This is a genomic window from Pseudomonas sp. MWU13-2517, assembly GCF_023242545.1.
Lineage (GTDB): Bacteria > Pseudomonadota > Gammaproteobacteria > Pseudomonadales > Pseudomonadaceae > Aquipseudomonas.
This window is the reverse complement of the sequence record NZ_JALMFA010000007.1, coordinates 36,714-61,535: the sequence shown is the minus strand read 5'-3', so window position 1 is coordinate 61,535 and position 24,822 is coordinate 36,714. Positions and strand designations below refer to the sequence as shown.

Sequence of the window (24,822 nt, the reverse complement as noted above, 5' to 3'; positions counted from 1 at the left end):
GTTTTGCAGCGTTGGTTAGAACGAAGCGTTCTGCAAGCCGTCGAGGTAACGCTCGGCGTCCAGTGCCGCCATGCAGCCGGCGCCGGCCGAGGTGATAGCCTGGCGGTACACGTGGTCGGCCACGTCACCGGCAGCGAAGATACCTTCAATGTTGGTCGCAGTGGCGTTGCCTTCACGGCCGCCCTGCACCACCAGGTAGCCATCTTTGGCTTCGAGCACGCCTTCGAACAACGAAGTGTTCGGAGTGTGGCCGATGGCGATGAACACGCCGTCGACTTTCAGCTCGTCGAAGCTGCCGTCGTTGTTCTTCAAGCGCGCACCGGTCACGCCCATGTTGTCGCCCAGGACTTCGTCCAGGGTGGCGTTGAGCTTGAGGATGATCTTGCCTTCAGCCACACGGGCATGCAGCTTGTCGATCAGGATTTTCTCGGCGCGGAAGGTTTCGCGGCGATGAACCAGCGTCACGGTGCTGGCGATATTGGCCAGATACAGCGCTTCCTCAACGGCCGTGTTACCGCCACCGACGACGGCGACCGGTTTGTTGCGGTAGAAGAAACCGTCGCACGTCGCGCAGGCGGAAACGCCTTTGCCCATGAACGCTTCTTCCGACGGCAGGCCCAGGTAACGGGCGCTGGCGCCGGTGGCGATGATCAACGCGTCACAGGTGTACACACCACTGTCGCCGGTCAGGCTGTAAGGCTTTTTGGAGAAGTCGACCTTGTTGATGTGATCAAACACGATTTCGGTTTCAAAGCGCTCGGCGTGCTCTTTCATGCGCTCCATCAGCACCGGGCCGGTCAGGCCGTGGACGTCGCCCGGCCAGTTGTCGACTTCAGTGGTGGTGGTCAACTGACCGCCCGCCTGCATGCCGGTGATCAGCAGCGGCTTGAGGTTGGCCCGGGCAGCGTAGACGGCAGCGCTGTAACCGGCAGGGCCGGAACCGAGAATAATCACTCGCGAATGACGGGTATCAGACATGACTCACTCCTATCGACCACCCGGACAACAAGGCGGCTGGAATAAAAAAGGACCGCGAAGCACTTGGGGAAGGCTTGAACTCGCAGGCCCTGAAAATAATGGGTGCAGCGTATCGAGGGGGGCAAGATTAAGGAAATACGGAATAACAATCCAGCTCATAGGTGGTCTCTATGCAGTCGACTCGATTAATCGAGACGTTTGTTACTGCTGATGTCGCCGCTTTCACCCAACCTGCAAAGCCGGTAAGGTCGGCGCGTTTGTCCCACTGCTCGGAGTTCTCCATGCCCGCCCCTGCTCTTTCCGGCCCGCAATACCTGCGTGAGGGCCTCAAACTGGTGTTGAGCCCCGGCCTGCGCTTGTTTGTGCTGCTTCCGCTGGCGATCAACCTGGTGCTGTTCGTCGGCTTGATCTATTTCGCCGGCCATCAGTTCAGCCTATGGGTCGACAGTCTGATGCCGACGCTGCCCAGTTGGTTGAGCTTCCTCAGCTACATCTTATGGCCCCTCTTTGTGGTGCTGGTGGTGTTGATGGTGTTTTTCACCTTCACCATGCTCGCCAATATCATCGCGGCGCCGTTCAACGGTTTTCTCGCGGAAAAGGTTGAAGTGGTGGTGCGCGGCACCGATGACTTCCCGCCATTCAGTTGGAGTGAACTGGTCGCGATGGTGCCGCGCACCTTGGCCCGTGAAATGCGCAAACTGGGCTACTTCCTACCACGGGCCATCGGCCTGTTTATCCTGTCGTTCATCCCGGTGGTCAACCTGATCGCGGCGCCGCTCTGGCTGCTGTTCGGTGTGTGGATGATGGCGATCCAATACATCGACTACCCGGCCGACAACCACAAGCTGGGCTGGAACGAAATGCTCGCCTGGCTGCGCCAGAAGCGCTGGCAGAGCATGAGCTTCGGCGGCATCGTCTATCTGGTGCTGTTGGTGCCGGTGGTCAACCTGCTGATGATGCCGGCGGCCGTGGCCGGGGCCACGTTGTTCTGGGTGCGCGAGCAAGGTGCCGAGGCGATGACCCGGCAAAATATGACCACGTCATAAATCCATCATCCCAATGACACAATGACGACATGGCCCACGGTGACACTGTGGGTCATGACGACAGCCTCGCTTCATATCACTTTAATTACCGAAACCTTCCCGCCGGAAATCAACGGGGTGGCCAATACCCTCGGCCGCCTGTGCGAGGGCTTGCGTGCGCGTGGCCATCAAGTCGAACTGGTACGCCCCCGCCAGGGCACTGACCAGAGTCGCCCCAACGATGAACAATTGCTGCTGTGCCGCGGCTGGCCTCTGCCGGGTTACCCGGGCCTGCAATGGGGCCAATCGTCGATGCATAAATTGCTGCGGCGCTGGACCCGTCAACGCCCGGACGTGCTGTATATCGCCACGGAAGGGCCGCTGGGTTTATCGGCCCTGCGTGCGGCACGTCGCCTGGGCATCAGTGTGGTCAGCGGTTTCCACACCAACTTCCAGCAGTATTCGAACCAATATGGCTTAAGCCTATTGAGCCGCATGGTTACTCATTATCTGCGCTGGTTTCATAACCGCTCGACCTTGACCCTGGTGCCGAGCGCCAGCCAACGCCTGGAGCTGGAGCGTCGGCATTTCGAGCGTCTGGGCATGCTGTCGCGCGGGGTCGACAGTCAATTGTTCCATCCGGCCAAACGCGATAACGCGCTGCGTGAAAGCTGGGCCTTGAACAGTGAACAAATCGCCGTGCTGCATGTAGGCCGCCTGGCGCAGGAAAAAAACCTGGGGCTGATCAAACGCTGCTTCCAAACCCTGCAGGACACTTATCCACTGCGCCAGATGAAGCTGATCATCGTCGGAGATGGCCCACAACGGGCAATGATGGAAAAGGCACTGCCCGAGGCGATTTTCTGCGGCACCCTGCGGGGTGAGGAATTGGCCCGGCATTACGCGTCGGGCGATGTGTTCCTGTTTCCCAGCCTGACCGAAACCTTCGGCAACGTAGTGCTGGAAGCCATGGCGTCAGGGTTGGGGGTGGTGGCGTACGATCAGGCGGCGGCGACCCAGCACATCCGCCACGGTTACAACGGTGTGACCGCGATGCCAGGGGACGAAGTAGCATTTTGCGATGCGGCCAACTGGCTGCTTGAAGAGCGCGAGACGCTGCGAACGGTACGCCTGAATGCCCGCCAGCATGCCAGTCGCCAAGGCTGGCCCGCCATTATCGAGCAGTTCGAGAACCAATTACGGGGGGTGTGCGCGCAGGGTTTTGATCCATCCAAACCCGCCGCACCTGCACTGAAGGATCTGCGGGTGCCATGAGTCAGTTCGCATATCCTGCAGGCTCAACCCCAAAAAACAGGCCATGAATCCAAATTCGGACGTCCCGGATGGGGGTCCATCGCCCTATTCTGAATAGCCCAAAGGCTGGGTATCTCCTTACCCAGCCTTCCTCGGCAAACGCTTCAACTGTTACTCAAACCAACGTCGTCAATGCCTCACGACTGAACGGCAGGATATCGCCCTCGCGCCCTTCGCGTACTTTGACCGCCCAATCCGGGTCCACCAGCAGTGCGCGTCCTACAGCCACCAGGTCGAACTCGTGGTTGTTCAGACGCTCCAGCAGTTTTTCCAGGCTCGCCGGCTGTGCAACTTTGTCGGTGTTGACCATGAACTGCAGGAACTCGCCATCCAGGCCGACACTGCCGACGGTGATGGTCGGCTTGCCGGTGAGCTTACGAGTCCAGCCGGCCAGGTTGAGGTCGGACCCTTCAAATTCCGGCTCCCAGAAACGACGGGTGGAGCAGTGGAAAATATCCACGCCAGCGTCGGACAGAGGCTTGAGAAACTCACCCAGCGCTTCAGGGGTCTGCACCAGGCGCGCAGTGTAGTCCTGCTGCTTCCATTGCGAAAAACGGAAGATGATCGGAAAGTCCGGGCCAACGGCGGCGCGGGTCGCCTGGATCAACTCAATGGCAAAGCGCGAACGGTTGGCCAGACTACCGCCGTATTCATCGGTGCGCTGGTTGCTGCCTTCCCAGAAGAACTGGTCCACCAGGTAGCCGTGGGCGCCGTGGATCTCTACGCCGTCCATGCCAATGGTCTGGGCATCCTTGGCGGCCTGGGCGAAGGCGTTGATCACGTCCTTGATGTCTTGGGTGGTCATGCCGTGGACAACGACGCTGCCATCCTTGAGTTTTTCCATCGGACCATAAGCCGGCACGCTAGCGTCAGGCTCGGTACCGATGCGACGCACACTGCCTACATGCCACAGCTGCGGAACGATCTTGCCACCTTCAGCGTGTACGGCTTCAACCACTTTCTTCCAACCGGCCAGCGCGGCTTCACCGTAGAAATGCGGGACATTCGGGTAACCGTTGGAGGCTTGATGCCCAACCACAGTGCCTTCGGTAATGATCAGCCCCACGCCGGCAGCAGCGCGGCGGCGGTAGTACTCGATGACTTTGGAATTGGGCACGCCACCCGGGGAAAACGAACGGGTCATGGGTGCCATGACCACACGGGTCGACAATTGCAGTGCACCGAGCTGGAACGGTTTGAACAAGGCTTGGACAGGCATGGGAGCACTCCACGGGAGAGGGGTTTATGACGTGGATAATATGAGGGACGCACAGTGCTGGGTAGCACTATTGATCTGGGTGATTAAGGGGTATGGGAGGCAGCTGCAAGCTGCAAGTTTGAAGCTGCAAGGGGAGCGAGGTGCTTGCAGCTTGCAGCTTGAGGCTTGCCAATGAGCAACACCGAGCGGTGTTCAGCTCAGCGCTTTCTCGATGGCTTGGATGACGGTGGGATCGTCCGGCGCGGTGCGTGGAGAGAATCGCGCCAGCACCCGTCCATCCTTGCCCAGCAGGAATTTTTCGAAATTCCAGGTGATGTCCCCGGGAAACTCCGCACCCTCGCCCGCCAGCAAGCGGTAGAGCTGGTGGCGATCATGCCCATTGACCTCAAGCTTGCTGCCCAACGGAAATGTCACGCCGTAGTTGAGGCTGCAGAACTCGCGAATTTCTTCTTCGGTGCCCGGTTCCTGGCCTGCAAACTGGTTGCACGGCAGGCCAAGCACGGTAAATCCCTGGTCCTTGTACTGCTGGTAGAGTTTCTCCAACGCCGCGTATTGCGGGGTCAGGCCACATTTGGAGGCCACGTTGACCACCAGTACCACTTGCCCCTTGAAAGGCGCCAGCGGCAGCTCATGCCCGTCTAAAGCTTTGAGTTTCAGGTCGTGGAAAGCACTCATGACGAACTCCAGATATCCCATGTTCTTCGCATTGCGGCGCTTCGAGATTACAACCCGCAAGCCTGCAATCATAGACGTCGATTGCAAAACTCGCCTGCGAGTTACTGAGCGGTAGGCCAGGGCAAAATCGGAATCGCCGTCACCGCATTCTGCGGGCTGCCTTCGATCAAACGGTCGCTGTAGACCAGGTAAACCAAGGTATTGCGCTTCTTATCCAGGAAGCGCACCACTTGCATGGTCTTGAACACCAGCGAGGTGCGCTCCTTGAACACTTCGTCGCCGTCCTTGAGCTCGCCCTTGAAGCGGATCGGCCCAACCTGGCGGCAGGCTATCGACGCTTCGGCGCGGTCTTCGGCCAGGCCCAGGCCACCTTTTACCCCCCCCGTCTTGGCGCGAGACAGATAGCAGGTCACGCCATCAACCTTGGGGTCATCAAACGCCTCGACGACGATTCGGTCGTTGGGGCCGACGAACTTGAACACCGTCGACACCTGGCCGATTTCTTCGGCCGAAGCCAACGGCGGCAGGGCCAGCAACAGGCCGAGCAATCCCTTCATGACACGCATCGTGTATTCCTTTGGTTAGACTTAGACCAGGATCAGGTTATCGCGGTGAACCAGTTCCGGTTCGGCCATGTAGCCCAATAGTCCGACAATCGCGTCGGACGGCTGCCCGATGATTTTCTGCGCTTCCAGAGCGCTGTAGTTGGCCAGTCCACGGGCGATCTCGCGGCCGTCCGGCGCCACGCACACGACCATCTCGCCACGGCGGAAACTGCCCTGCACCAATTTGACGCCAACCGGCAGCAGGCTCTTGTTGCCTTGGGACAACGCCGACACAGCGCCATCGTCCAGCACCAGGGTGCCACGGGTTTGCAGATGACCGGCCAGCCATTGTTTACGCGCGGCCAGCATGCCGCGCTCCGGCGACAGCAGCGTACCGATACGCTCACCGGCCTTGAGGCGATCCAGCACACGCTCCAGGCGCCCGCCGACGATGATGGTGTGCGCACCGGAACGCGCAGCCAGGCGTGCGGCACGCAGCTTGGTCTGCATGCCACCACGGCCCAGGGCACCACCAACACTGCCGGCCACGGCGTCCAGGGCCGGGTCATCGGCGCGGGCTTCGTAGATCAGTTTGGCATCAGGGTTGTTGCGCGGGTCGGCGTCAAACATGCCGTCGCGGTCGGTGAGGATCACCAGCAGGTCGGCTTCCACCAGGTTGGCCACGAGGGCAGCCAGGGTGTCGTTGTCGCCGAAGCGGATTTCGTCGGTGACCACCGTGTCGTTTTCGTTGATTACCGGGATGACCTTGAGCTCCACCAGCGCGCGCAGGGTGCTGCGGGCGTTGAGGTAGCGCTTGCGGTCGGACAGGTCGTCGTGGGTCAGCAAGATCTGCGCCGTGTGGCGACCGTGCTCGGCAAAGCTGGACTCCCAGGCCTGCACCAGGCCCATCTGGCCGATGGCGGCGGCGGCTTGCAGTTCATGCATCGCGCTGGGTCGCGCGGTCCAGCCGAGGCGGCTCATCCCGGCGGCAACTGCCCCGGACGATACCAGCACCAGCTCCACACCGGCCTCATGCAAGGCCACCATCTGCTCGACCCAGACGCTCATGGCTGCACGATCCAGCCCCTTGCCATCCGCCGTCAGCAGCGCACTTCCGATCTTTACGACCCAGCGCTGCGCACCTGTCACTTTGCTCCGCATCATCTTCAACCTTAGATTGAGGGCTGCGCGACCCAGCGCGGCCCATAACGTTATACCCGGATACCAAAACGCCGCTCCAGGGAGCGGCGTTCAAGTTTATAGCAACAGATCAGTCGCGCACGTAAATGATTTCCGGGCCATCTTCATCATCCACGTCTTCTTCGTCCCAATCATCGTCGCCGATGTCATGGACCGACTTCACGCCGCTACGGCGCAGGGCACGCTGGTCATCCAGGGCCTGCAACTGGGCACGGGCTTCGTCTTCGATACGCTGGTCGAGTTCGGCCAGTTCGGCCTTGAACACCGGATCGGCCGCCAGGCGGTCGGCGCGGTCTTCCAGGTAGCGCATGATGTCGCGGGTCAGACGCTCGGTGCCTTCTTTGGCAATGGCCGAGATCACGTAGACCGGACCTTCCCACTCCAGGCGCTCGACGATCTCCTTGACGCGCTCCTCGTGTTCTTCTTCGAGGATCTGGTCGCACTTGTTCAGCACCAGCCAGCGATCACGCTCAGCCAGGGATGGACTGAACTTGGTCAACTCACTGACGATCACTTCGGCAGCGTCCGCTGCACTGGTGTCATCCAGCGGCGCCATGTCGACGAGATGCAGCAGCAAACGGGTACGTGCCAAGTGCTTGAGGAAGCGGATGCCCAGGCCTGCGCCATCGGAAGCCCCTTCGATCAGGCCGGGAATGTCGGCGATCACGAAGCTTTTCCAGCGATCGACGCTGACCACCCCCAGGTTCGGCACCAAGGTGGTGAACGGGTAGTCGGCGACTTTCGGCTTGGCAGCCGAGACCGAGCGGATGAACGTACTTTTGCCTGCGTTCGGCAAGCCCAGCAGGCCCACGTCGGCGAGTACTTTCATTTCCAGCTTCAGGTCACGTTGCTCACCCGGCTTGCCAGGCGTGGTCTGGCGCGGCGCACGGTTGGTACTGGACTTGAATCGGGTGTTACCCAGACCGTGCCAGCCGCCCTGCACAACCATCAGTTTCTGCCCGGCCTTGGTCAGGTCACCAATCACTTCCTGGGTAGCGGAGTCGATGATCGTGGTGCCGACCGGTACGCGCAGTATCAGGTCTTCGCCTTTTTTACCGGTGCAGTCGGTGCTGCCGCCGTTGGAGCCACGCTCGGCATCGAAGTGCCGGGTGTAACGGTAGTCGACCAGGGTATTGAGGTTTTCGTCGGCCATCATGTAGATGGAACCGCCGTCACCGCCATCACCGCCGTTGGGGCCACCGTTTTCGATGAATTTTTCGCGACGGAAACTCATGCAACCGTTACCGCCATCGCCTGCTTTTACTCGGATGGAAACTTCATCAACGAACTTCATAACAAAACGCCTCTCGTCGCATGGACGAGCTTAAGAAACCAAGACATAAGACTCTTGCAAAAATGAGCGCAGCGACCTCAATAACGACCGCAATTCCAGCGCTTGAGCCCATTACAAACAGCTTTGCAAGAGACTCACTCCACAAACGAAAAAGCCCCGTCGCAAGACAGGGCTTTTCCAGCGATCTCGCAATTAAGCTGCGACAACGCTCACGTAACGGCGGTTGAAAGCGCCTTTTACTTCGAACTTGATCACGCCTTCGATTTTCGCGAAAAGGGTGTGATCTTTACCCATGCCTACACCGTAACCGGCGTGGAATTGGGTGCCGCGCTGACGCACGATGATGTTGCCCGGAATGATTTTCTGGCCGCCATACATCTTCACGCCAAGGCGTTTGGCTTCTGAGTCGCGACCGTTACGGGTACTACCACCAGCTTTTTTGTGTGCCATGAGTCAATTCTCCTAGTGAGGAATTAGGCTGAAATTAAGCCTGAATACCGGTGATTTTGATCTCGGTGTACCACTGGCGGTGGCCCATACGCTTCATGTGGTGCTTACGACGACGGAACTTGATGATGCGGACTTTATCGTGACGACCTTGGGAGATCACTTCAGCCACAACGGTAGCGCCAGCAACAACTGGAGCGCCGATGTTCACGTCATCGCCATTGGCGACCAACAGAACGCGATCAAAAGTCACGGATTCGCCAGTGGCGACTTCCAGTTTTTCGATCTTCAGGTATTCACCTGGGGCGACCTTGTATTGCTTGCCACCAGTAACAATTACTGCGTACGACATGGTATTTCTCCGATAATCCTGCTCACCCAGCGCTTTATAAGAAAAGGTATTGGCTGGCATGGCTGCATGGGATGGACGTCCCGAATGCAATTGCGTAAGGCAGGTGCTGCCCAGGAAGTTCAGGGTGCGCGATTGTACGCAAGGCTTCGATGCCTTGCAAGTGGCCGCCAGTCGCCTTGAAAGCGTAGCGAGCCAAGGAAAGACAAGGGTAAACCAGGCAAGTCAGCGCAGTTTACCGGTTGTAAATGAACATTCCGAGCCGGTTTTTGACCCAGGATTACCCGCGTAGAGCCGAAGGTTCCCAGCCTGCAGCAGCTTTCACGGTGACCGGGCGCGCCTTGACACCCGGGGGCCTGGGTCCTAGCATGCCGCGCAACCCTTCTGGAGCGACTGTCGCTGATGCAACCCCAAGCTTTCTACCGCGCGGTCGCGGACGATTTTAGCGCCGTCGACGGCATCATCAAGCAGCAGCTGACGTCTAAAGTGCCGCTGGTCTCCAAAATTGGCGACTACATTACGTCGGCGGGCGGTAAGCGCCTGCGTCCTTTATTAGTGTTGCTGTGCGGCAAGGCCCTCGGCCGCCAAGGCGATGACCTGCGCCTGCTGGCCGCCACCATCGAATTCCTGCACACCGCCACCCTGCTGCACGACGACGTAGTCGACATGTCCGGCATGCGTCGTGGTCGCGAGACCGCCAATGCAATGTGGGGCAACGCCCCCAGCGTACTGGTAGGCGATTTCCTTTATTCACGTTCGTTCGAAATGATGGTCGAGCTGGGCTCGATGCCGGTGATGAAGATTCTTTCACAGGCCACGCGCATCATCGCCGAAGGCGAAGTGTTGCAACTGTCCAAGGTCCGCGACGCCAGCACCACCGAAGAAACCTATATGGAAGTGATTCGCGGCAAAACCGCGATGCTCTTCGAAGCCTCGACCCATAGCGCAGCCGCCCTGTGTGGCGCGACCGCCGAACAAGCCGAAGCCCTGCGTACCTTCGGCGACCACCTGGGCGTGGCGTTCCAACTGGTGGATGACCTGCTCGACTACCGCGGTGACGCCGAAACCCTGGGCAAGAACGTCGGTGACGACCTGGCCGAAGGTAAACCCACCTTGCCGCTGATCTACACCATGCGTGAAGGTACGCCGGAACAGGCGGCCCTGGTGCGCAAGGCGATCCAGAAAGGTGGGATCGAAGACCTGGAAGCCATCCGTGCAGCAGTTGAAGCCTCCGGTTCCCTGGATTACACCGCGCAACTGGCGCGTGATTTCGTGGCCCGCGCCATCCAGTGCCTGGAAGCGCTGCCAGCCAGCGAATACCGGGATGCCCTGGTCGAACTGAGTGAATTCGCGGTCGCGCGTACGCACTAAGTCATACCTGCAGACACAGACCAATGTGAACGGGGGCTTGCCCCCGATAGCGGAGTATCAGTCACGGAATCTGCTGGCTGGCACACCGTCATCGGGGGCAAGCCCTTCTCACGTCTGGATTTCATACAACCTGCAAGACCCAAAATCCCTATATAATGTGCGACTTTTAGCCATCCTGACTTTCAAGGAGCTTTAGTGAGCACGTTGCCACCCTGCCCAAAATGCAATTCCGAATACACCTATGAAGACGGCGCCCAGCTGATCTGCCCGGAATGCGCCCATGAATGGTCCGCTGATGGCGAGGCCGACGCAGCCAGCGACGAAACCGTGAAAAAGGACTCTGTGGGCAACGTCCTGCAAGACGGCGATACCATCACCGTGATCAAGGACCTCAAGGTCAAAGGCACGTCCCTGGTAGTCAAGGTCGGCACCAAGGTCAAGAACATCCGCCTGTGCGATGGCGACCACGATATCGACTGCAAGATCGACGGCATCGGCCCGATGAAACTCAAGTCCGAGTTCGTCCGCAAGGTCTGAACCTGCTGCCTCCATCCCGCGCCCGCCGCGGGATGGCGTTTCGCCCTCTCCGTTGACTGAACGCAACAGTCACCCATAAAACCCAGAAAACCGCCAATAGGCACTTGCTATTCCACGAATAAGAATTATTCTCATTGAAACCCATCAAGGAGAATGAACCATGACTTATTTGATCGATGCCTGGCTGGACCGCCCACACCCCTACCTGCGGATTCTGCATCGGGAAACCGGTGAGGTTTGCGCGGTACTGGAAGAAGAAGCACTGAATGAACTGCAGGATCAGGGCGACCTGGACGTCAACGGCTTGAGTTCAAGTGAGCCCGGCGTGCTGAAAGAGGTGGTGAGAAACCTGTTTTTGTTCTGCTATGCCCGAGCGTTGCGCCCGGCGACGGAGCTCAATGGCAAGTTCCATCCATGAACAACCCCGCAAAACACTGTGGGAGCGAGCAGGCTCGTTCCCACAGGTAATCGGCAGGTCTTACAGAACGTCGAGCAACTCGACGTCGAACACCAGAACGCTGTGCGGTGGAATGCTGCCAACGCCTTGAGCGCCGTAAGCCAGTTCGCTCGGCACGTACAGGCGCCATTTGCTGCCGGCATTCATCAGTTGCAGAGCCTCGGTCCAGCCGGCGATCACGCCACCCACCGGGAATTCAGCGGGCTGACCGCGCTCGTAGGAACTGTCGAACACAGTGCCGTCGATCAGGGTGCCGTGGTAGTGGGTACGTACTTGATCTTCACGGGTCGGCTTGGCGCCTGTACCGGCGGTCAGTACTTCAAATTGCAGGCCAGAAGCGAGGGTGGTGATGCCATCACGCTTGGCGTTTTCAGCCAGGAACGCCAGGCCGGCACCCGCGGCGGCTTCAGCTTTGGCAGCGGCCTCGGCTTGCATGATCTCGCGGATGACTTTGAAGCTTGCAGCCATTTGCTCTTGGTCAACACGGCTTGGCTTACCCGCGAAGGCGTCGGTCAGGCCGGCCAGGATCGCGTCCAGGCTCACGCCCGGTGGTGGGTTGTCGCGCAGTTGGTCGCCCAACTGACGGCCGATACCGTAGCTGACGCGGGTTTCGTCGGTGGACAGATTAACTTCGGACATGAAGAGGCTCCGCTGTTGGGCCGCACAGGAAAACGCCGTTTTCCGCGCCGCCCAGAACTAAAAGGGCCAGCAGACTAGCACACATGCGCGGTCTGTGATGAGCCCTGCGCACGTACCTATCTACCGCCGGCGCCCCAAGCCGGCGTCCCATGCTGAGGGTCCCTTCCATCGCATTGGAGACGGTGTCATGAGCACACCCTCTGTATCCCACGTCGAGCAACTGCACGCGCAGTTGCTCGAGATTGATCCGAGCCTGCGCAGCCAAGTCAACCAGCCTGCCCCACCGCCACAGGAACTGACGGACCTGGAAAAATTGAATGCCACGCTCAAACAGGCCAACGACACGTTCCTCAGCAAAGCGCGCGCCCTCTACCAGGACCTGGCCCAGGCCGATCTCACCCACATCGAAGGCAAGGCGCTGTTGGCCCGTTTGCGAGCCACACTGAATGGGCAGCTGCAAGACCTCGATGAAACCAGCGCCATCACCGGCCAGGGTCGCCAGACTTTTATGCGCTACGCCGCCGGCAGCACGGCGCTGGAGCGGGAGGCCAGCCTCACTATCAAGGATCATCTGCTGAACCCCGTCGACCAACGCATGCTTGAGGACTGCTCACGCGTGCCGTCGATGCGCCCGGGGATTTATGCATTGACGTTCACCTACCAGGAGCAAAGCGTCGAGTTCGCCGGCGCATTTGTGTTGACGCGCCAACCGAGCCCGCTGGTCGATAGCCTGACCACCGAGGCAGCCGTCGGCCCGGTGCTGCTCTTTACACCGTCGGCGGGTCTCTACGGGTTCGACTCACTGCTCGAACTCGACCAGAGCCTGAAAACGAACATGGCCGAGCGTGGTGAAATCACCCAGCACCTGCCCGTGCGCTATCAACACCTCGACGTCACCGGCATCTGGCCGCTGGAACTGCGGCCGATCGACGACACGCTGGTGTTCGAACACTGCTATCAGGCGCTGCTCGATAAACGTCGCCTGGACGTCGACCTCGCGCTGAGCCTGGCCAACAACCCACAACATAACAGCACACAATTGATCCAGGAGCTGGACGCGGCAGTCCGCGCCGCCCTGCCCGACCTGTCCCCGCGCCTGGCAGTACGACGCCAGCGCCTGCTTGAGCGAGCCCTGCATAAAAGTTTGCCCGACTGGTACCGCAACGCCGGTGACGCGAAGCAAAAACACCTGGCGGACTGCATCGTCCACTACAACCGGGCCCGGCAGACATGCCTGGAGCTGTTCGGCCCTTGGATAACCCCAGGCGCCCTGGCCCATTACCAATTGCTCGAACAATTGGCCGACCAATTGGAGATCCATGACCTCGACCCGCAGCAGTTGCTCGTCACCACCCGCCGCGAAGTGGCGGAGGTGGGCTCCTATCTGCAAGAGCGCAGCCTGGTGGATATCGCCCTCGCAGGTTTGCACAGCGAAGACCGGCTGCCCGGTTCGGCCTTTCTCAAGCACACCACCCTGAGCTACGCCGGCGCGGCGTTGCAAGGCAGCCATGCGCACCTCACACCACACACTCTGCTCGACTTGTTGGAACCGCTGGACCCACGCCTGGACTTTGCCGACCGGCAGAAAAAAGCCATGGCGACGCCCGAAATCCGCCAGGCGACCAAAGCCATGCTTGATCGACGCCTGGCCCTGCTGGCCTACACCGCCAACCTGCAGGGCCACCTGAACACAGCCGACTATCAACTGTTCGAACAATTGCGCGGTACGCCCGGCTCGTCGACGCTGCGCGCGCAGACCGTGCTGCTGCATGGCGCGCAACTCAAGGACCTGTGGCTGCTGCGCGAGAACGACGCCAACGGGCAAATCAAACGCCTGCTGCTGTGCACACCCGACTCGCCAAGGCAGCAGATGTTTATCGGCTTCAACAGCCTGCGCGAATGCCAGACGCACATTCTCGCCTGGACGGCTGACACTGCCCGGCACACGGGAAAAACCATGGCCGAGTACCTGCTGGAGCAAGTGCCGCAGCGCTTTCGCCCGACCATGCGCATCGTGGCCAGTAACCTGGGCTTGCGACCCGATGCCATGGAGCATGAGGAAGTCACCTTCGGGACGCCGAGCACGCACGACGCCTGCCTGGACGCCATGGTCGAGCACCTGATGGCGCAATTGGTCGACGACTACGAATACAGCAGCCCGCTCTGGCTGCGCTCCGCCTCTCAAGCTGAGCGTACCCGCCTGACAAGCCTCGCCGAAGATGCCGAAGGCGCCTTGCGCACCTATAACGCCAGGCCGGATGCGGAGGCCAACTTCCCCAGCTTTGCCGCCTATTCACATGAGCAGGCCAGGCTCAGCCTCAACACACTGCTGGGCCGGACGCACAACAAGGTCGACCCGGACCTGGTTTTCGCCTATCCCCCCAAACCGCTGCTGGGGCATGGGCCCAAACCCGTGTCCTACACCGAGCTGTATCGCGACGGGTATGCGGACAACGTGGGGTTTATCAATGAAGACTTTTCCAGCTCGGCGACATTTCGCGGTCCGTCTGGCATCGACCTGAGCGCGCTGACCCCGCAGAACGTCGCCGCCGCTGTAAGAGGCGTGTGGATCGGCAAGCGTTACACCGACTTGGTGCGCCAGCGATTGCAGGCCGCCGACAGCCCGGGCTATGCCGCCCGACGCAATGCCACACTGAAGATCACCCAGTTACAAATGCAGGGTGCCGCTCTGCAATCGCGTCTCGAGGGGCATATCGCCAGTGTCGATCTGACCTGGTTGACCCAGGCCATCACCAGCCTGGACCAGAGCGCGGTGACCCAGCGCAACACTTACAAAGTCCATCGCCTGTTTATCGACGGCAGTTGGGCAATGGGCGTTTATCTGTTCAGCCACGCGGATAATCCGGTGCTGCTGTATACCCCGAATGCACCGGATGGCATCGGTTTTCGCGAGGCAAAACTGTTCAACTACGTGCTCAAGACCCTCGATGGTGCTGTGGAGTATTTCTGTACTCGCACCGCGCAGCAGTCCCAGGCACGTGTCCGGAGTTTGCTCGAAACTGCCAAGGACGGCCTGCCCGCCGACATCAACCGCACCAGCCCGAGCCGCCCCCATTACGACAGCATCGAGCGCGTCACGCCCTTGACCGACCTGCGGCACGAGTTCTACAACATGGTGCTGCAGCGCCGGATCGACGACGTCCACGCCACCACCGTGAACCGTACGCAGATGATCATGGGCATTGTCTGGACTTGCGTCGAATGGGTCACCGCCATCGCGACCATTCCCTTTCCGGCTCTCAGCCTGACCCTGGGCGGTTTGCTTGCGTTCAAGGACGCGATGCTCGCGCTCAACGCGTGGCACCAGGGTGACCGCGACGGCGCGTTGCAGCATTACATCGGGTACCTGGCCAACCTCGGCGGTGCGCTGCTGTTCGATTTTCGACCCGCTTTAAAAGGCCCGTTCAACACACTGCGTCCGACATTCAAAACCGGCAAACAGGCGGCTGACAGCGCACTGCTCAAACAACTCGAACCGGCCACTGCGCCAGGCATGCAACCCGTGCTGTTCGATGGACAGCCCTTTTGGGTCAAGCCCACCCCGGATGCCCTGGGCCGCCACCTGCTCTATCGCCAGGACCCGGCTTCCGGACAGATGCGCTCGACCGCACGCTTGGTCAATCAGGATAATGAGGGCCGCTGGGTGCGCTCCGGCGTGGCCGGTGGCGGACGCAAGAAGTATGAGCGGCTGCCCGAGGAGGTCGACGACGACGCCTTGGCGAAATACGAGATTTCGCCCGCAGAAGGTAAATATTTCCGGGCCGTGCTCGATGACAGTTTCAAAACCCGGATTACCCAGAACTGGAGCGATGACTTCATCGGCGCCACGCAGCACCACGCCTACAACCAGTTGCTGCCGCTGCGCAATGCCTACGTTGGCCAGATCGAGCAACTGACCCAAGATGCCGAGGCTTTTTTCCTTAACCCCCCCGTACACCCCATCAAGCCACAAGTGCCCCAGTTGGCCGCAGATACTCCGCACGCCGAGCTGTTCAAGCGCCTGTTCTCGCCGGGCAAACAGTTGCTGATCGGAGCCCCTAACGCGTCCATCGCCAGCAAACAATTGCTGATCGAAAACATGCAGTCCCTGGCCGAGCAGGGGCTCAAGCGGCTGTACATCGAGAACCTGCCGGTTGACGTGTTTCGCAGCAAGCTGAAGGTCCTCAACCGCGAAGTCGAAGGCAATGTCGCGGTGGCACTTGAACGCGTCACCGAGCATCTCGCCCGGGTCGATCACTCCCTCGGCTTCGCTGCCGATGCACCTTTCAGCTTCCGCAAATTGGTGCTTGAGGCGCACAAGTACAACGTGCTCATCGACGGGCTGGACGCGTCGAGCTCCTACCACATGGAGCATGTATTGGCCCTTGGCGACGGTGAACGGTTTATCCCCCGCTCAAGCCGGCTGCGCAATTTCTATTCGCACCAGGCGATTGCGCGCAACGTCAGGAAGCACCCCGACGAAGGCTGGATCGCCCTGGCAGAGCAGGATCGCATCGGCAGCCACGCGCTGACGACCGGCCTGGCCGACCTGCAAAACACCTTGGCGCTGCGCATCAAAGACGTCGCACCTGGCGAGCCCACGGGCGTCTGGATCGATACCCTGCCTGCGGCGCAGTCCAGGGGGCATTTCACAGTGTCGCAGTCGACGAACCTTCACCTGCGCAACCAACCGGGCGTCGCGCCGGCCCCTGCTGCTGCGACCGGCACGGTGCACTTCAGCGAGTTCGATATGCCCCCCGCCATGAAGAAACAGGCAGGGCAATTGGCGGCGTCTCATCGCGGCCTGGATACACGGTACGCATTGGCTCAAGGTGATCCCCGCCAGGCCACGTTCGCTGAGTTCATCCGTATCCGCCAACGCTTGACCGAACGCGCCGAAGCCTTTTTTGCCGGTTACACGGCGCCACGACGCGGCGCGCTGGATTACCTTGCCGACCTCACGCACGAAGAGGACCTGATCAAGCGACTCTTTCAACAAAAACTCGGGCTTGTCCTCGGTGAGGCACATGCCGCGCAGTCGAGCAAAGAGTTCCTGATCAAGCACATGAAGCTGTTGAAGAAACAGGGGGTAAAAACGCTCTACGTCGAGCACCTGCTCACCGATCTGCATCAGCATGAACTGGATATCCTGCACGACACACTGAAAATGCCCAGCGGCTTGCAGGCCTACCTGAATGCCCAGGACCAGGGCCATATGCTGATGTACACCGGGCCGAACACTTATACCAACGTAATCAAGGCCGCCAACAAATACGGGGTGCGCGTGCGCGCCCTGGATTGCCTTGCCAGCTACCACACCAAAGGGGCCAGGGGCGCAAGCCCGCGCAACACGCTGTTCAGTTATTTTGCCAACGAGGTGATCAAGGCCGACCAGGCGGCGTTCGGGCCCCATAAGTGGGTGGCGTTCATAGGGAGCGGGCACACCGATATGAACCTCTTGGTACCCGGTATTGCCCAGTTGCAGGATGCCGTGAGCCTGCATGTGCGCGATGCCGCCGCGGGCACTGCACGCACCTTGCGACAGGGCGGCTGGGTCGTGGACGAGTCCAGCTCATTGGCCTTGCGCAGCGACTTCACCCTGGAGGTCGGTATCGCCGGCCGGAAATCCATACGCCCTCCCGCGCCGCCGAGCCGGGAACGGCTGCGCATCAAAGGCCACTTCATCATCGAACGGCCGACAGCCGATGAGACCAACCTGGTGCACCACTCCAACAGTGGCGAAATCGTGGTCACGCCGATTCAGATCGATGACAACGGTCAGTTCTTCATTGACCGATGGGAGCGGATTCGCGACAAACGCTTTGTCTATCAAAGCCAGCTGATCGAAGCGCTCAAATACGAGATCCACCTGATACCGGCGCCTTGATGCCCCCGGGGCCCTGCCCGCCTGACGGTCAGGGCCCGCCTTTTGGATACAGCCGGACAAAAGGCATTTCAGATTCTGGTCCCGCTGCCGATATTGCCCTACATACCTAAGCTGGCTCCAACAACAATACCGCCCAGCACTCAGATCAAACTTTGCGGAGCATTCGATGAACAGCTGGTTCGGTAACATCAGCGTCAACCTCAAACTGGGCCTGGGCTTCGGCCTGGTGCTTGTCCTCACCTCGATTCTGGCATTGACCGGCTGGACCAGCCTGAGCGGGCTGATCGACCGCAGCAACTGGATGAGCGACATTACCCAGCTCAACGCCTCGCTGACCAAACTGCGCATCGCGCGCCTGCAATACATGCTCGCCGCCGGCGACGAAACCGTGGCCCAGAACGTCCAAACCAACCTGGATGGCTTCGCCGCCCAGCAACAGAAACTGCTGGACAGTTTCAAGAGCCCGGAAAACCTCAAGCTGCTCAATGAGCAGAAAGCCGTCATTACCGCCTATCAACAGTCCCTGAACAAGATGCGAGAGGCGTACCGTAACGGTAACGCCTCACGCCAGGTGATGGGCGACAAGGCCGATATCGCCAACGCACAGATCAACGCGCTGGAAGCCAGCGTAAAGCAAATGCCTGACAGCTCGGAGCACCTGGCCCAATTCCAGGCCGTGGCCGACGCGAAGATGCAGTTCCAACTGGCGCGCTTTGAAGTGCGCGGCTACACCGGCGATGTCAACCCGGACACTGAAGCCCGCGCCGCCGCCCAGATTGAAAAAACCATTGCCAGCTTGAAAGACCTCAACACCGTCTTCGGCGCCAGCCAGCAGAGTGCGCTGACCGCACTGGAAACCGCACTCGGTGCTTACCGCAGCGCCCTGCAGAACTACAAGGCGGCTAACGCGAATATCGTCACCGCCCGCGCCGAAATGACCACCCAGGGCACCGACATCGTCACCATCAGTGACAAGCTGTATGACATCCAGCTCAATCGTCGCGATGTCGAAAGTGCTCAGGCCCGCAGCCTGCAACTGATCAGCACGTTGCTGGCGCTGCTGGTTGGCATCATCGCGGCATGGGTCATCACCCGCCAGATCACACGCCCACTGCAAGACACTCTGGAGGTGGTTGAGCGCATCGCTTCCGGCGACCTGAGCCACAACATCCAGGTCACCCGTCGTGATGAACTGGGCGTGCTGCAACAAGGCATCCAGCGCATGGGCACCACCTTGCGTGAACTGATCAGCGGCATCCGTGACGGTGTGACGCAGATCGCCAGCGCCGCTGAAGAATTGTCGGCCGTTACCGAACAGACCAGTGCAGGCGTCAACAGCCAAAAGATCGAGACCGATCAAGTGGCCACCGCCATGCACGAAATGACCGCTACCGTGCAGGAAGTGGCGCGTAACGCCGAGCAAGCCTCCCAGGCGGCCTCCAACGCTGATGGCCAGGCCCGCGAGGGCGACAAGGTAGTGGCTGAAGCCATCGCGCAGATCGAGCGCCTGGCTGAAGAAGTGGCGCGCTCCACCGACGCCATGGCGCACTTGCAACAAGAGAGCAACAAGATCGGCAGCGTGATGGACGTGATCAAGGCCGTAGCCGAGCAGACCAACCTGCTGGCCCTCAACGCCGCCATCGAAGCGGCGCGTGCCGGTGAAGCCGGGCGTGGGTTTGCGGTGGTCGCCGATGAAGTGCGTGGCCTGGCCCAGCGCACGCAGAAATCCACGGAAGAAATCGAAGACCTGGTTGCCGGCTTGCAGAACGGCACTCAGCAAGTGGCCAACGTGATGAACAACAGCCGCAGCCTGACCGACAGCAGTGTCGAGCTGACCCGCAAGGCAGGTGTTTCGCTGGAAAACATCACCCGTACGGTGTCGAACATCCAGTCGATGAACCAGCAGATTGCAGCAGCGGCCGAACAGCAAAGCGCCGTGGCTGAAGAGATCAGCCGCAGCATTGTGAATGTGCGTGATGTGTCGGAGCAGACGGCTACTGCGAGTGAGGAGACGGCCAAGTCGAGCGTTGAACTGGCTCGATTGGGTAGCCAGTTGCAGCAGATGGTCAGTCATTTCCGGGTTTAAAAAACCAAAAAGCCGCCTCGGCCTGAACCGAGGCGGCTCCACTCCTCAGACCTTAGCGGTCATCGAAGCTGTCTCGCAGGAACTTCCAGACGTGATAAGCACGCAGGCAGTTCACTACGAGGTTCCACGTACGTCGTGCAAACTTAGACATACTCGGCCCTCCGTGAGTTGGGCCTTACCTCCAGCACACTTACCGGAACACGTGGGCCTTCGGACGCGGGTCAACGCATCTTTGAGGCGGCCGGGTTAATGGGCTTCTCGCATGAATCCGGCACGGATTACTAGCCCGTGGCGATCAGTCCAAAAAATCGTGCGCGCACCCGGCTCGCTTAAAAGCAACAAACGCAGAACGGGGAGGAGCCTAACCAAAATCCGCGTTGAAGGTGTGACAAAAAGTGGTCATATATCCAGTATTGACTCCTAGATCTATTGCAAACTTTTACAGTGGAAATCGGGGGAGTCAGAAAGATTCAAGCATTGTCTGTGCCGACCATCGCTCAGCCTTGCGCGATAAAATGACCGGCGGTAGTATCCGTCTGCGGGTCAACGCATCTTTGAGATCGCAACCCCAGCCACTAACTGGGACTGCAAAAAAAACCGCCCTACCAAGGCGGTTTTTTATTGCCTGCAATTTGCCCTTCAGCCCTCGCCTTCCTCGACAAACACCACCCGGTTCCCAAACGGATCCTTGATGCTCATCTCCCGCGATCCCCACGGTGTTTCCTCAACCTCGGGCTTGGCATACCGATAATCTTTGCCCACCAACTGCTGCTGATAAGCGTCCACTCCTTGCGCCTGAATTCGCACCGCCGCCCCCGGCGAGGCATCACCATGGTGCTCAGTCAGATGCAACAAACATTCGCCTAACGACACCTGCAAATACACCGGGAAATTCGCCTCGAAACGATGCTGCCAATCCACTTTGAACCCCAGGAAGTCGACGTAGAATTCCAGCGCCTTGAGCTCGTCGAAAATCCGCAGAATGGGGGTGACTTTTCCTAAGTGCATGGTGACCGCTCCGTGTATGAGAGCACCCACTATAGAAACAAAAAACCACGACGCAAATCCCCACTCCGCGCCAGGAAGCGCCCCGGCCGCTGACCATTCGCCTGCCCGTCGCTGTAGCTCAACACCCCGTTGACCCACACCCCATCGATGCCCTCCGCCGCGCGCCGCGGTTCCTTGAAGTCCGCCACATCGCGCACGCGCAACGGATCGAACAACACCAAGTCGGCCCAGTACCCTTCGCGGATTTCACCCCGCTCAGCCAAGCCAAAACGCGCCGCCGACAAGCCGGTCATCTTGTGCACCGCCGTGTGCAACGGGAACAACCCTACATCCCGACTGAAATGCCCCAGCACCCGTGGAAACGCGCCCCACAAACGCGGATGGGGGAACGGGTCTTCAGGCAACCCATCCGAACCTACCATCGACAGCGGATGCGCGAGGATACGTCGTACATCCCCCTCATCCATTCCGTAGTACACCGCCCCCGCCGGTTGCAGACGACGCGCCGCGTCCAGCAGCGAAACATTCCACTCGGCAGCGATATCCTGCAGGTCACGCCCGCCGACTTCCGGGTGTGGCGTTGACCAGGTAATAGTGATGCGAAACGCATCAGTGACTTGCTTCAAATCCAGGGTCGATGAACTGGCCGCATAGGGATAACAATCACAACCCACCGGATGGGTTTTCGCCGCCAGCTCAAGCGATGCCAACAATTGCGGACTACGCCCCCAATTACCCGCACCGGCACATTTGAGGTGAGAAATGATCACCGGCGCCTTGGCATGTCGGCCGATCAGAAACGCCTCATCCATGGCCTCCAGCACCGGTTCGAATTCACTGCGCAAGTGGGTGGTGTACACCGCACCGAAGGCCGTCAGCTCCTCACTGAGTTGCAGCACCTCATCGGTCTCGGCATTGAATGCGCTGGCGTAGGCCAGGCCTGTGGACAAGCCCAGGGCGCCGGCTTCGAGGCTCTCGCGCAACTGCACGCGCATGGCCGCGATTTCATCCGCGGAGGCGGTGCGGTACAGGTCGTCCATATGGTTGCTGCGCAACGCAGTGTGGCCGATCAACGCCGCAACGTTCACCGCCGGATGCGCGCCCTCCACCGCTGAGCGGTAATCGGCAAAACGCGGGTACGTGAAGGCCTCACGGGAGCCCAACAGGTTCATCGGGTCCGGCGGATCATTGCGCAAGCTCACAGGCGATGCACTGATGCCACAGTTGCCGACAATCACCGTGGTCACGCCCTGGCTGAGCTTGGGCAGCATCTGCGGATGGCGGATCACCACCGTGTCGTCGTGGGTATGCACGTCGATGAAACCCGGCGCCAGCACGCGGCCCGCGGCTTCGACTTCATGCTCGGCCACGGCCGCCGACAAATTGCCTATCGTCTCGATACGCCCATCGCGCAGGCCCACATCGGCCACATAGCCTGGCGTGTTGCTGCCGTCCATGATCAGCGCTTGGCGAATCACCGTGTCGTACTTCATATCAATCTCCAAGCGGCAGGCTGTCGGGGCCGCCGCGATAATCGTCCAGGGCCAGCTTGATCCGGCGCAGGCGCTCCTGGTTGTCGTCCGGCTGGACCAACGCCAGCTCGGTGGCGAGTAAGTCGATGGCCAGCAGCATTCCGTAGCGCGCCGCGGTGGGCTTGTAGATAAAACTGGTTTCGGCCGGTTGCAGCGGCAACACGACGTCCGCCAACTGTGCCAACGGCGAGTTGGCCAGGGTGATGGCGATAATCCGCGCGTCGTAGTTGCGCGCCAGTGCGACTACGTCGAGCAGTTCAGGGGGCAGGCCGGTGAGCGAGCAGACGATCAGCGCCTGTTCCGGCCCCAGCGTCGCCGCCGTGACACGCATCATCACCGGGTCATGGCAGGCGGCAATCGGATAGCCCAGGCGTACCAGTCGCACTTGTAACTCGTCACTGCACAGGCTCGACGGGCCGCCCATACCGAATGCGTGAATCATCCGCGCCTTGCCCAGCACGCTGACCGCATCGACAAAACTCGCCTGGTTAAAACCCGACAGATGCTGACGCAGCGTGACTTCGATATCGCCGAGTATCTGGCGATGAAAGGCCGACTGCTCCGGCAGCCCGGACGGGTCCAGAAAGCGGCTGCCCACCCCGCTGGCCTGGGCCAGCTGCAGGCGCAAGTCACGCAGATCACGGCAGCCGACGCTGCGGGCAAAACGCGACAAGGTCGCCGTGCTGACCTCGGCCCGTTGGGACAACTCTTCCAGGCTGGCGGACGCGGCAAAGCCCACGTCGTCCAGCATCAGCCTGGCGATACGCCCTTCGCCGGCGCTGAAGGAGTCCTGGCGGGCGCGGATCTGGTAGAGGATGTCCATGGGGGCTCCGGGTTACAGGATGAGGCTCATAAAACAACAGACAAGCCGTAGGTCAGGCCAAAAGCGACCACGGAGATCAGGGTCTCCAGCACGGTCCAGGTCTTGAAGGTCTGGATCACCGTCATATTGAAGTATTCCTTTATCAGCCAGAAGCCGCCGTCATTAACGTGGGAAAAAATCACCGAGCCGGCACCAGTCGCCAGCACCAGCAATTCCGGGTGTGGATAACCCAGGCCCATCGCGACAGGCGCTACGACACCCGACGCGGTGGTCATTGCGACCGTGGCCGACCCCGTGGCGATCCGCATCAGCGCGGCAAACAACCAGCCCATCACCAGCGGCGACAGATGAAACGCGTGGGCCAGGCCAAGAATTTCGTTAGTAACACCGGCATCCACCAAAATGCGGTTCAAGCCGCCGCCCGCGCCCACCAGCAACGTGATACTGGCGGTCGGCGCCAGGCATTCGTTGGTGAACTTGAGGATCGATTCGCGATTGAAGCCTTGGGCCAGGCCCAAGGTCCAGAAACTCACTAACGTCGCCACCAGCAACGCGATCACCGAGTTGCCGATAAACAACAGGAACTGGTTGAACCCAGTACCCGGCGTGGAAATCACGTTGGCCCAGCCGCCGATCATCATCAACACCACCGGCAACAGGATAGTGCCCATGGTCAGGGCAAAGTTCGGCAAGCGGGTGCGTGGTTCGCGTTCGATGAACTGGCGTTCCAGCGGATTCTCCGCCGGCAGGTGAATACGCGGCACGATGAACTTGGCATAGACCGGGCCCGCAATGATCGCCGTCGGAATACCGATCAAAATCGCATACAGCACGGTCTGCCCCACCGACGCGTTATACGCCAGCACCGCCATCATCGCCGCTGGATGCGGCGGCACCAGCGCATGCACCACCGACAGGCCGGCGACCATCGGCAGGCCGACCATCAGGATCGACACGCCCACTCGCCTTGCCACGGTAAACGCGATGGGCACCAGCAACACAAACCCGACCTCGAAAAACAGCGGCAGCCCCACCAGGAACGCGATGCACACCATCGCCCAATGAGCGTTGCGCTCGCCGAAGCGATTGATCAGCGTACGCGCCACCTGCTCGGCGCCACCGGATTCGGCCATCATCTTGCCGAGCATCGTGCCCAGCGCCACCACCAGTGCGATATGCCCCAGGGTTTTACCGACGCCCGCTTCATACGACCCCATGATCGTGTCCGCCGGCATTCCGGCCATCAGCGCCAGACCGATGGAGACCAAGGTGATGACGATAAATGGATTGAGTCGGTAACGTGCAATCAGCACGATCAACGCAATGATGGCGATGGCAGCGTATGCCAATAGCCCGAAGCCCGGTGATGCGGCCATGCGGTACTCCTTGGAAAGGGTCACGTCGAATAGGTTGTGAAACTCATAAATCATTACCCG

The 24,822-nt window shown here is 60.2% G+C and carries 20 protein-coding genes; 7 read left to right on the top strand and 13 right to left on the bottom strand.

What is annotated here, in order from left to right:
* Nucleotides 1-15: 15 nt before the first annotated feature.
* Nucleotides 16-978 (bottom strand): thioredoxin-disulfide reductase, encoded by a 963-nt coding sequence (gene trxB, locus M5B97_RS11745; RefSeq protein ID WP_003176041.1) that lies wholly within the window; start codon nucleotides 976-978, stop codon nucleotides 16-18.
* Nucleotides 979-1,259: 281 nt separating this feature from the next.
* Between trxB and cysZ the strand changes: the two genes are divergently transcribed.
* Both cysZ and M5B97_RS11735 read left to right on the top strand, forming a co-directional pair.
* The gene (gene cysZ / locus M5B97_RS11740; RefSeq protein ID WP_123715935.1) at nucleotides 1,260-2,024 is read left to right on the top strand and encodes a sulfate transporter CysZ; all 765 of its coding nucleotides are present in this window, start codon (nucleotides 1,260-1,262) and stop codon (nucleotides 2,022-2,024) included.
* A gap of 54 nt (nucleotides 2,025-2,078) precedes the next feature.
* Nucleotides 2,079-3,278 (top strand): glycosyltransferase family 1 protein, encoded by a 1,200-nt coding sequence (locus tag M5B97_RS11735; protein WP_248731551.1) that lies wholly within the window; start codon nucleotides 2,079-2,081, stop codon nucleotides 3,276-3,278.
* Between the two features lie 154 nt (nucleotides 3,279-3,432).
* On the opposite strand, the gene M5B97_RS11730 is transcribed toward M5B97_RS11735, so the two are convergent.
* The 7 genes from M5B97_RS11730 to rplU form a co-directional block, all read right to left on the bottom strand.
* Nucleotides 3,433-4,536 carry an NADH:flavin oxidoreductase gene (locus tag M5B97_RS11730; protein WP_248731550.1) on the bottom strand — a complete coding sequence of 368 codons (1,104 nt, stop codon included), beginning with the start codon at nucleotides 4,534-4,536 and terminating at the stop codon, nucleotides 3,433-3,435.
* Nucleotides 4,537-4,728: 192 nt separating this feature from the next.
* Complete coding sequence (locus tag M5B97_RS11725) at nucleotides 4,729-5,211, bottom strand: glutathione peroxidase (protein ID WP_248731549.1); 483 nt, start codon at nucleotides 5,209-5,211, stop codon at nucleotides 4,729-4,731.
* Between the two features lie 101 nt (nucleotides 5,212-5,312).
* Nucleotides 5,313-5,777, bottom strand: a complete 465-nt coding sequence (locus tag M5B97_RS11720; RefSeq protein WP_248731548.1) for a CreA family protein — start codon at nucleotides 5,775-5,777, stop codon at nucleotides 5,313-5,315.
* Between the two features lie 21 nt (nucleotides 5,778-5,798).
* Nucleotides 5,799-6,917: a glutamate 5-kinase gene (gene proB / locus M5B97_RS11715; protein ID WP_134660238.1), complete on the bottom strand. Its 1,119-nt coding sequence runs from the start codon at nucleotides 6,915-6,917 to the stop codon at nucleotides 5,799-5,801.
* A 109-nt stretch (nucleotides 6,918-7,026) separates the two neighbouring features.
* Nucleotides 7,027-8,250: an Obg family GTPase CgtA gene (gene cgtA, locus M5B97_RS11710; protein ID WP_123715930.1), complete on the bottom strand. Its 1,224-nt coding sequence runs from the start codon at nucleotides 8,248-8,250 to the stop codon at nucleotides 7,027-7,029.
* Nucleotides 8,251-8,442: 192 nt separating this feature from the next.
* Nucleotides 8,443-8,700: a 50S ribosomal protein L27 gene (rpmA, locus tag M5B97_RS11705; protein ID WP_003176049.1), complete on the bottom strand. Its 258-nt coding sequence runs from the start codon at nucleotides 8,698-8,700 to the stop codon at nucleotides 8,443-8,445.
* A gap of 34 nt (nucleotides 8,701-8,734) precedes the next feature.
* The gene (gene rplU / locus M5B97_RS11700) at nucleotides 8,735-9,049 is read right to left on the bottom strand and encodes a 50S ribosomal protein L21 (RefSeq protein WP_007950961.1); all 315 of its coding nucleotides are present in this window, start codon (nucleotides 9,047-9,049) and stop codon (nucleotides 8,735-8,737) included.
* A 399-nt stretch (nucleotides 9,050-9,448) separates the two neighbouring features.
* Between rplU and M5B97_RS11695 the strand changes: the two genes are divergently transcribed.
* The 3 genes from M5B97_RS11695 (at nucleotide 9,449) to M5B97_RS11685 (ending at nucleotide 11,372) form a co-directional block, all read left to right on the top strand.
* Complete coding sequence (locus M5B97_RS11695) at nucleotides 9,449-10,417, top strand: polyprenyl synthetase family protein (protein ID WP_123715929.1); 969 nt, start codon at nucleotides 9,449-9,451, stop codon at nucleotides 10,415-10,417.
* A gap of 195 nt (nucleotides 10,418-10,612) precedes the next feature.
* Nucleotides 10,613-10,954 carry a zinc ribbon domain-containing protein YjdM gene (locus tag M5B97_RS11690; protein WP_123715928.1) on the top strand — a complete coding sequence of 114 codons (342 nt, stop codon included), beginning with the start codon at nucleotides 10,613-10,615 and terminating at the stop codon, nucleotides 10,952-10,954.
* Nucleotides 10,955-11,114: 160 nt separating this feature from the next.
* The gene (locus tag M5B97_RS11685; RefSeq protein WP_003194088.1) at nucleotides 11,115-11,372 is read left to right on the top strand and encodes a hypothetical protein; all 258 of its coding nucleotides are present in this window, start codon (nucleotides 11,115-11,117) and stop codon (nucleotides 11,370-11,372) included.
* A gap of 60 nt (nucleotides 11,373-11,432) precedes the next feature.
* Here the strand turns inward: M5B97_RS11685 and M5B97_RS11680 are convergent, their stop codons facing one another.
* Entirely contained in the window at nucleotides 11,433-12,050 is a 618-nt protein-coding gene (locus M5B97_RS11680; RefSeq protein WP_003194089.1) for an FKBP-type peptidyl-prolyl cis-trans isomerase, read from the bottom strand.
* A 187-nt stretch (nucleotides 12,051-12,237) separates the two neighbouring features.
* Here M5B97_RS11680 and M5B97_RS11675 point away from each other — a divergent pair, with 187 nt between their 5' ends.
* Both M5B97_RS11675 and M5B97_RS11670 read left to right on the top strand, forming a co-directional pair.
* Entirely contained in the window at nucleotides 12,238-17,937 is a 5,700-nt protein-coding gene (locus M5B97_RS11675; protein WP_248731547.1) for a membrane-targeted effector domain-containing toxin, read from the top strand.
* A gap of 166 nt (nucleotides 17,938-18,103) precedes the next feature.
* On the top strand, nucleotides 18,104-20,023 hold the full coding sequence (locus tag M5B97_RS11670; protein WP_134660241.1) for a methyl-accepting chemotaxis protein: 1,920 nt from the start codon (nucleotides 18,104-18,106) through the stop codon (nucleotides 20,021-20,023).
* A gap of 639 nt (nucleotides 20,024-20,662) precedes the next feature.
* Here M5B97_RS11670 and M5B97_RS11665 read toward each other — a convergent pair.
* The 4 genes from M5B97_RS11665 to M5B97_RS11650 are packed head-to-tail and all read right to left on the bottom strand — an operon-like array spanning nucleotide 20,663 to nucleotide 24,762.
* Entirely contained in the window at nucleotides 20,663-21,031 is a 369-nt protein-coding gene (locus M5B97_RS11665) for a glyoxalase superfamily protein (protein WP_248731546.1), read from the bottom strand.
* 29 nt (nucleotides 21,032-21,060) lie between these two features.
* Nucleotides 21,061-22,524 carry a D-aminoacylase gene (locus M5B97_RS11660; RefSeq protein WP_248731545.1) on the bottom strand — a complete coding sequence of 488 codons (1,464 nt, stop codon included), beginning with the start codon at nucleotides 22,522-22,524 and terminating at the stop codon, nucleotides 21,061-21,063.
* Between the two features lies 1 nt (nucleotide 22,525).
* Nucleotides 22,526-23,386, bottom strand: a complete 861-nt coding sequence (locus M5B97_RS11655) for a MurR/RpiR family transcriptional regulator (RefSeq protein WP_248731544.1) — start codon at nucleotides 23,384-23,386, stop codon at nucleotides 22,526-22,528.
* Between the two features lie 26 nt (nucleotides 23,387-23,412).
* Nucleotides 23,413-24,762, bottom strand: coding sequence for a gluconate:H+ symporter (locus M5B97_RS11650; RefSeq protein WP_248731543.1), 1,350 nt, complete (start codon nucleotides 24,760-24,762; stop codon nucleotides 23,413-23,415).
* Nucleotides 24,763-24,822 lie beyond the last annotated feature (60 nt).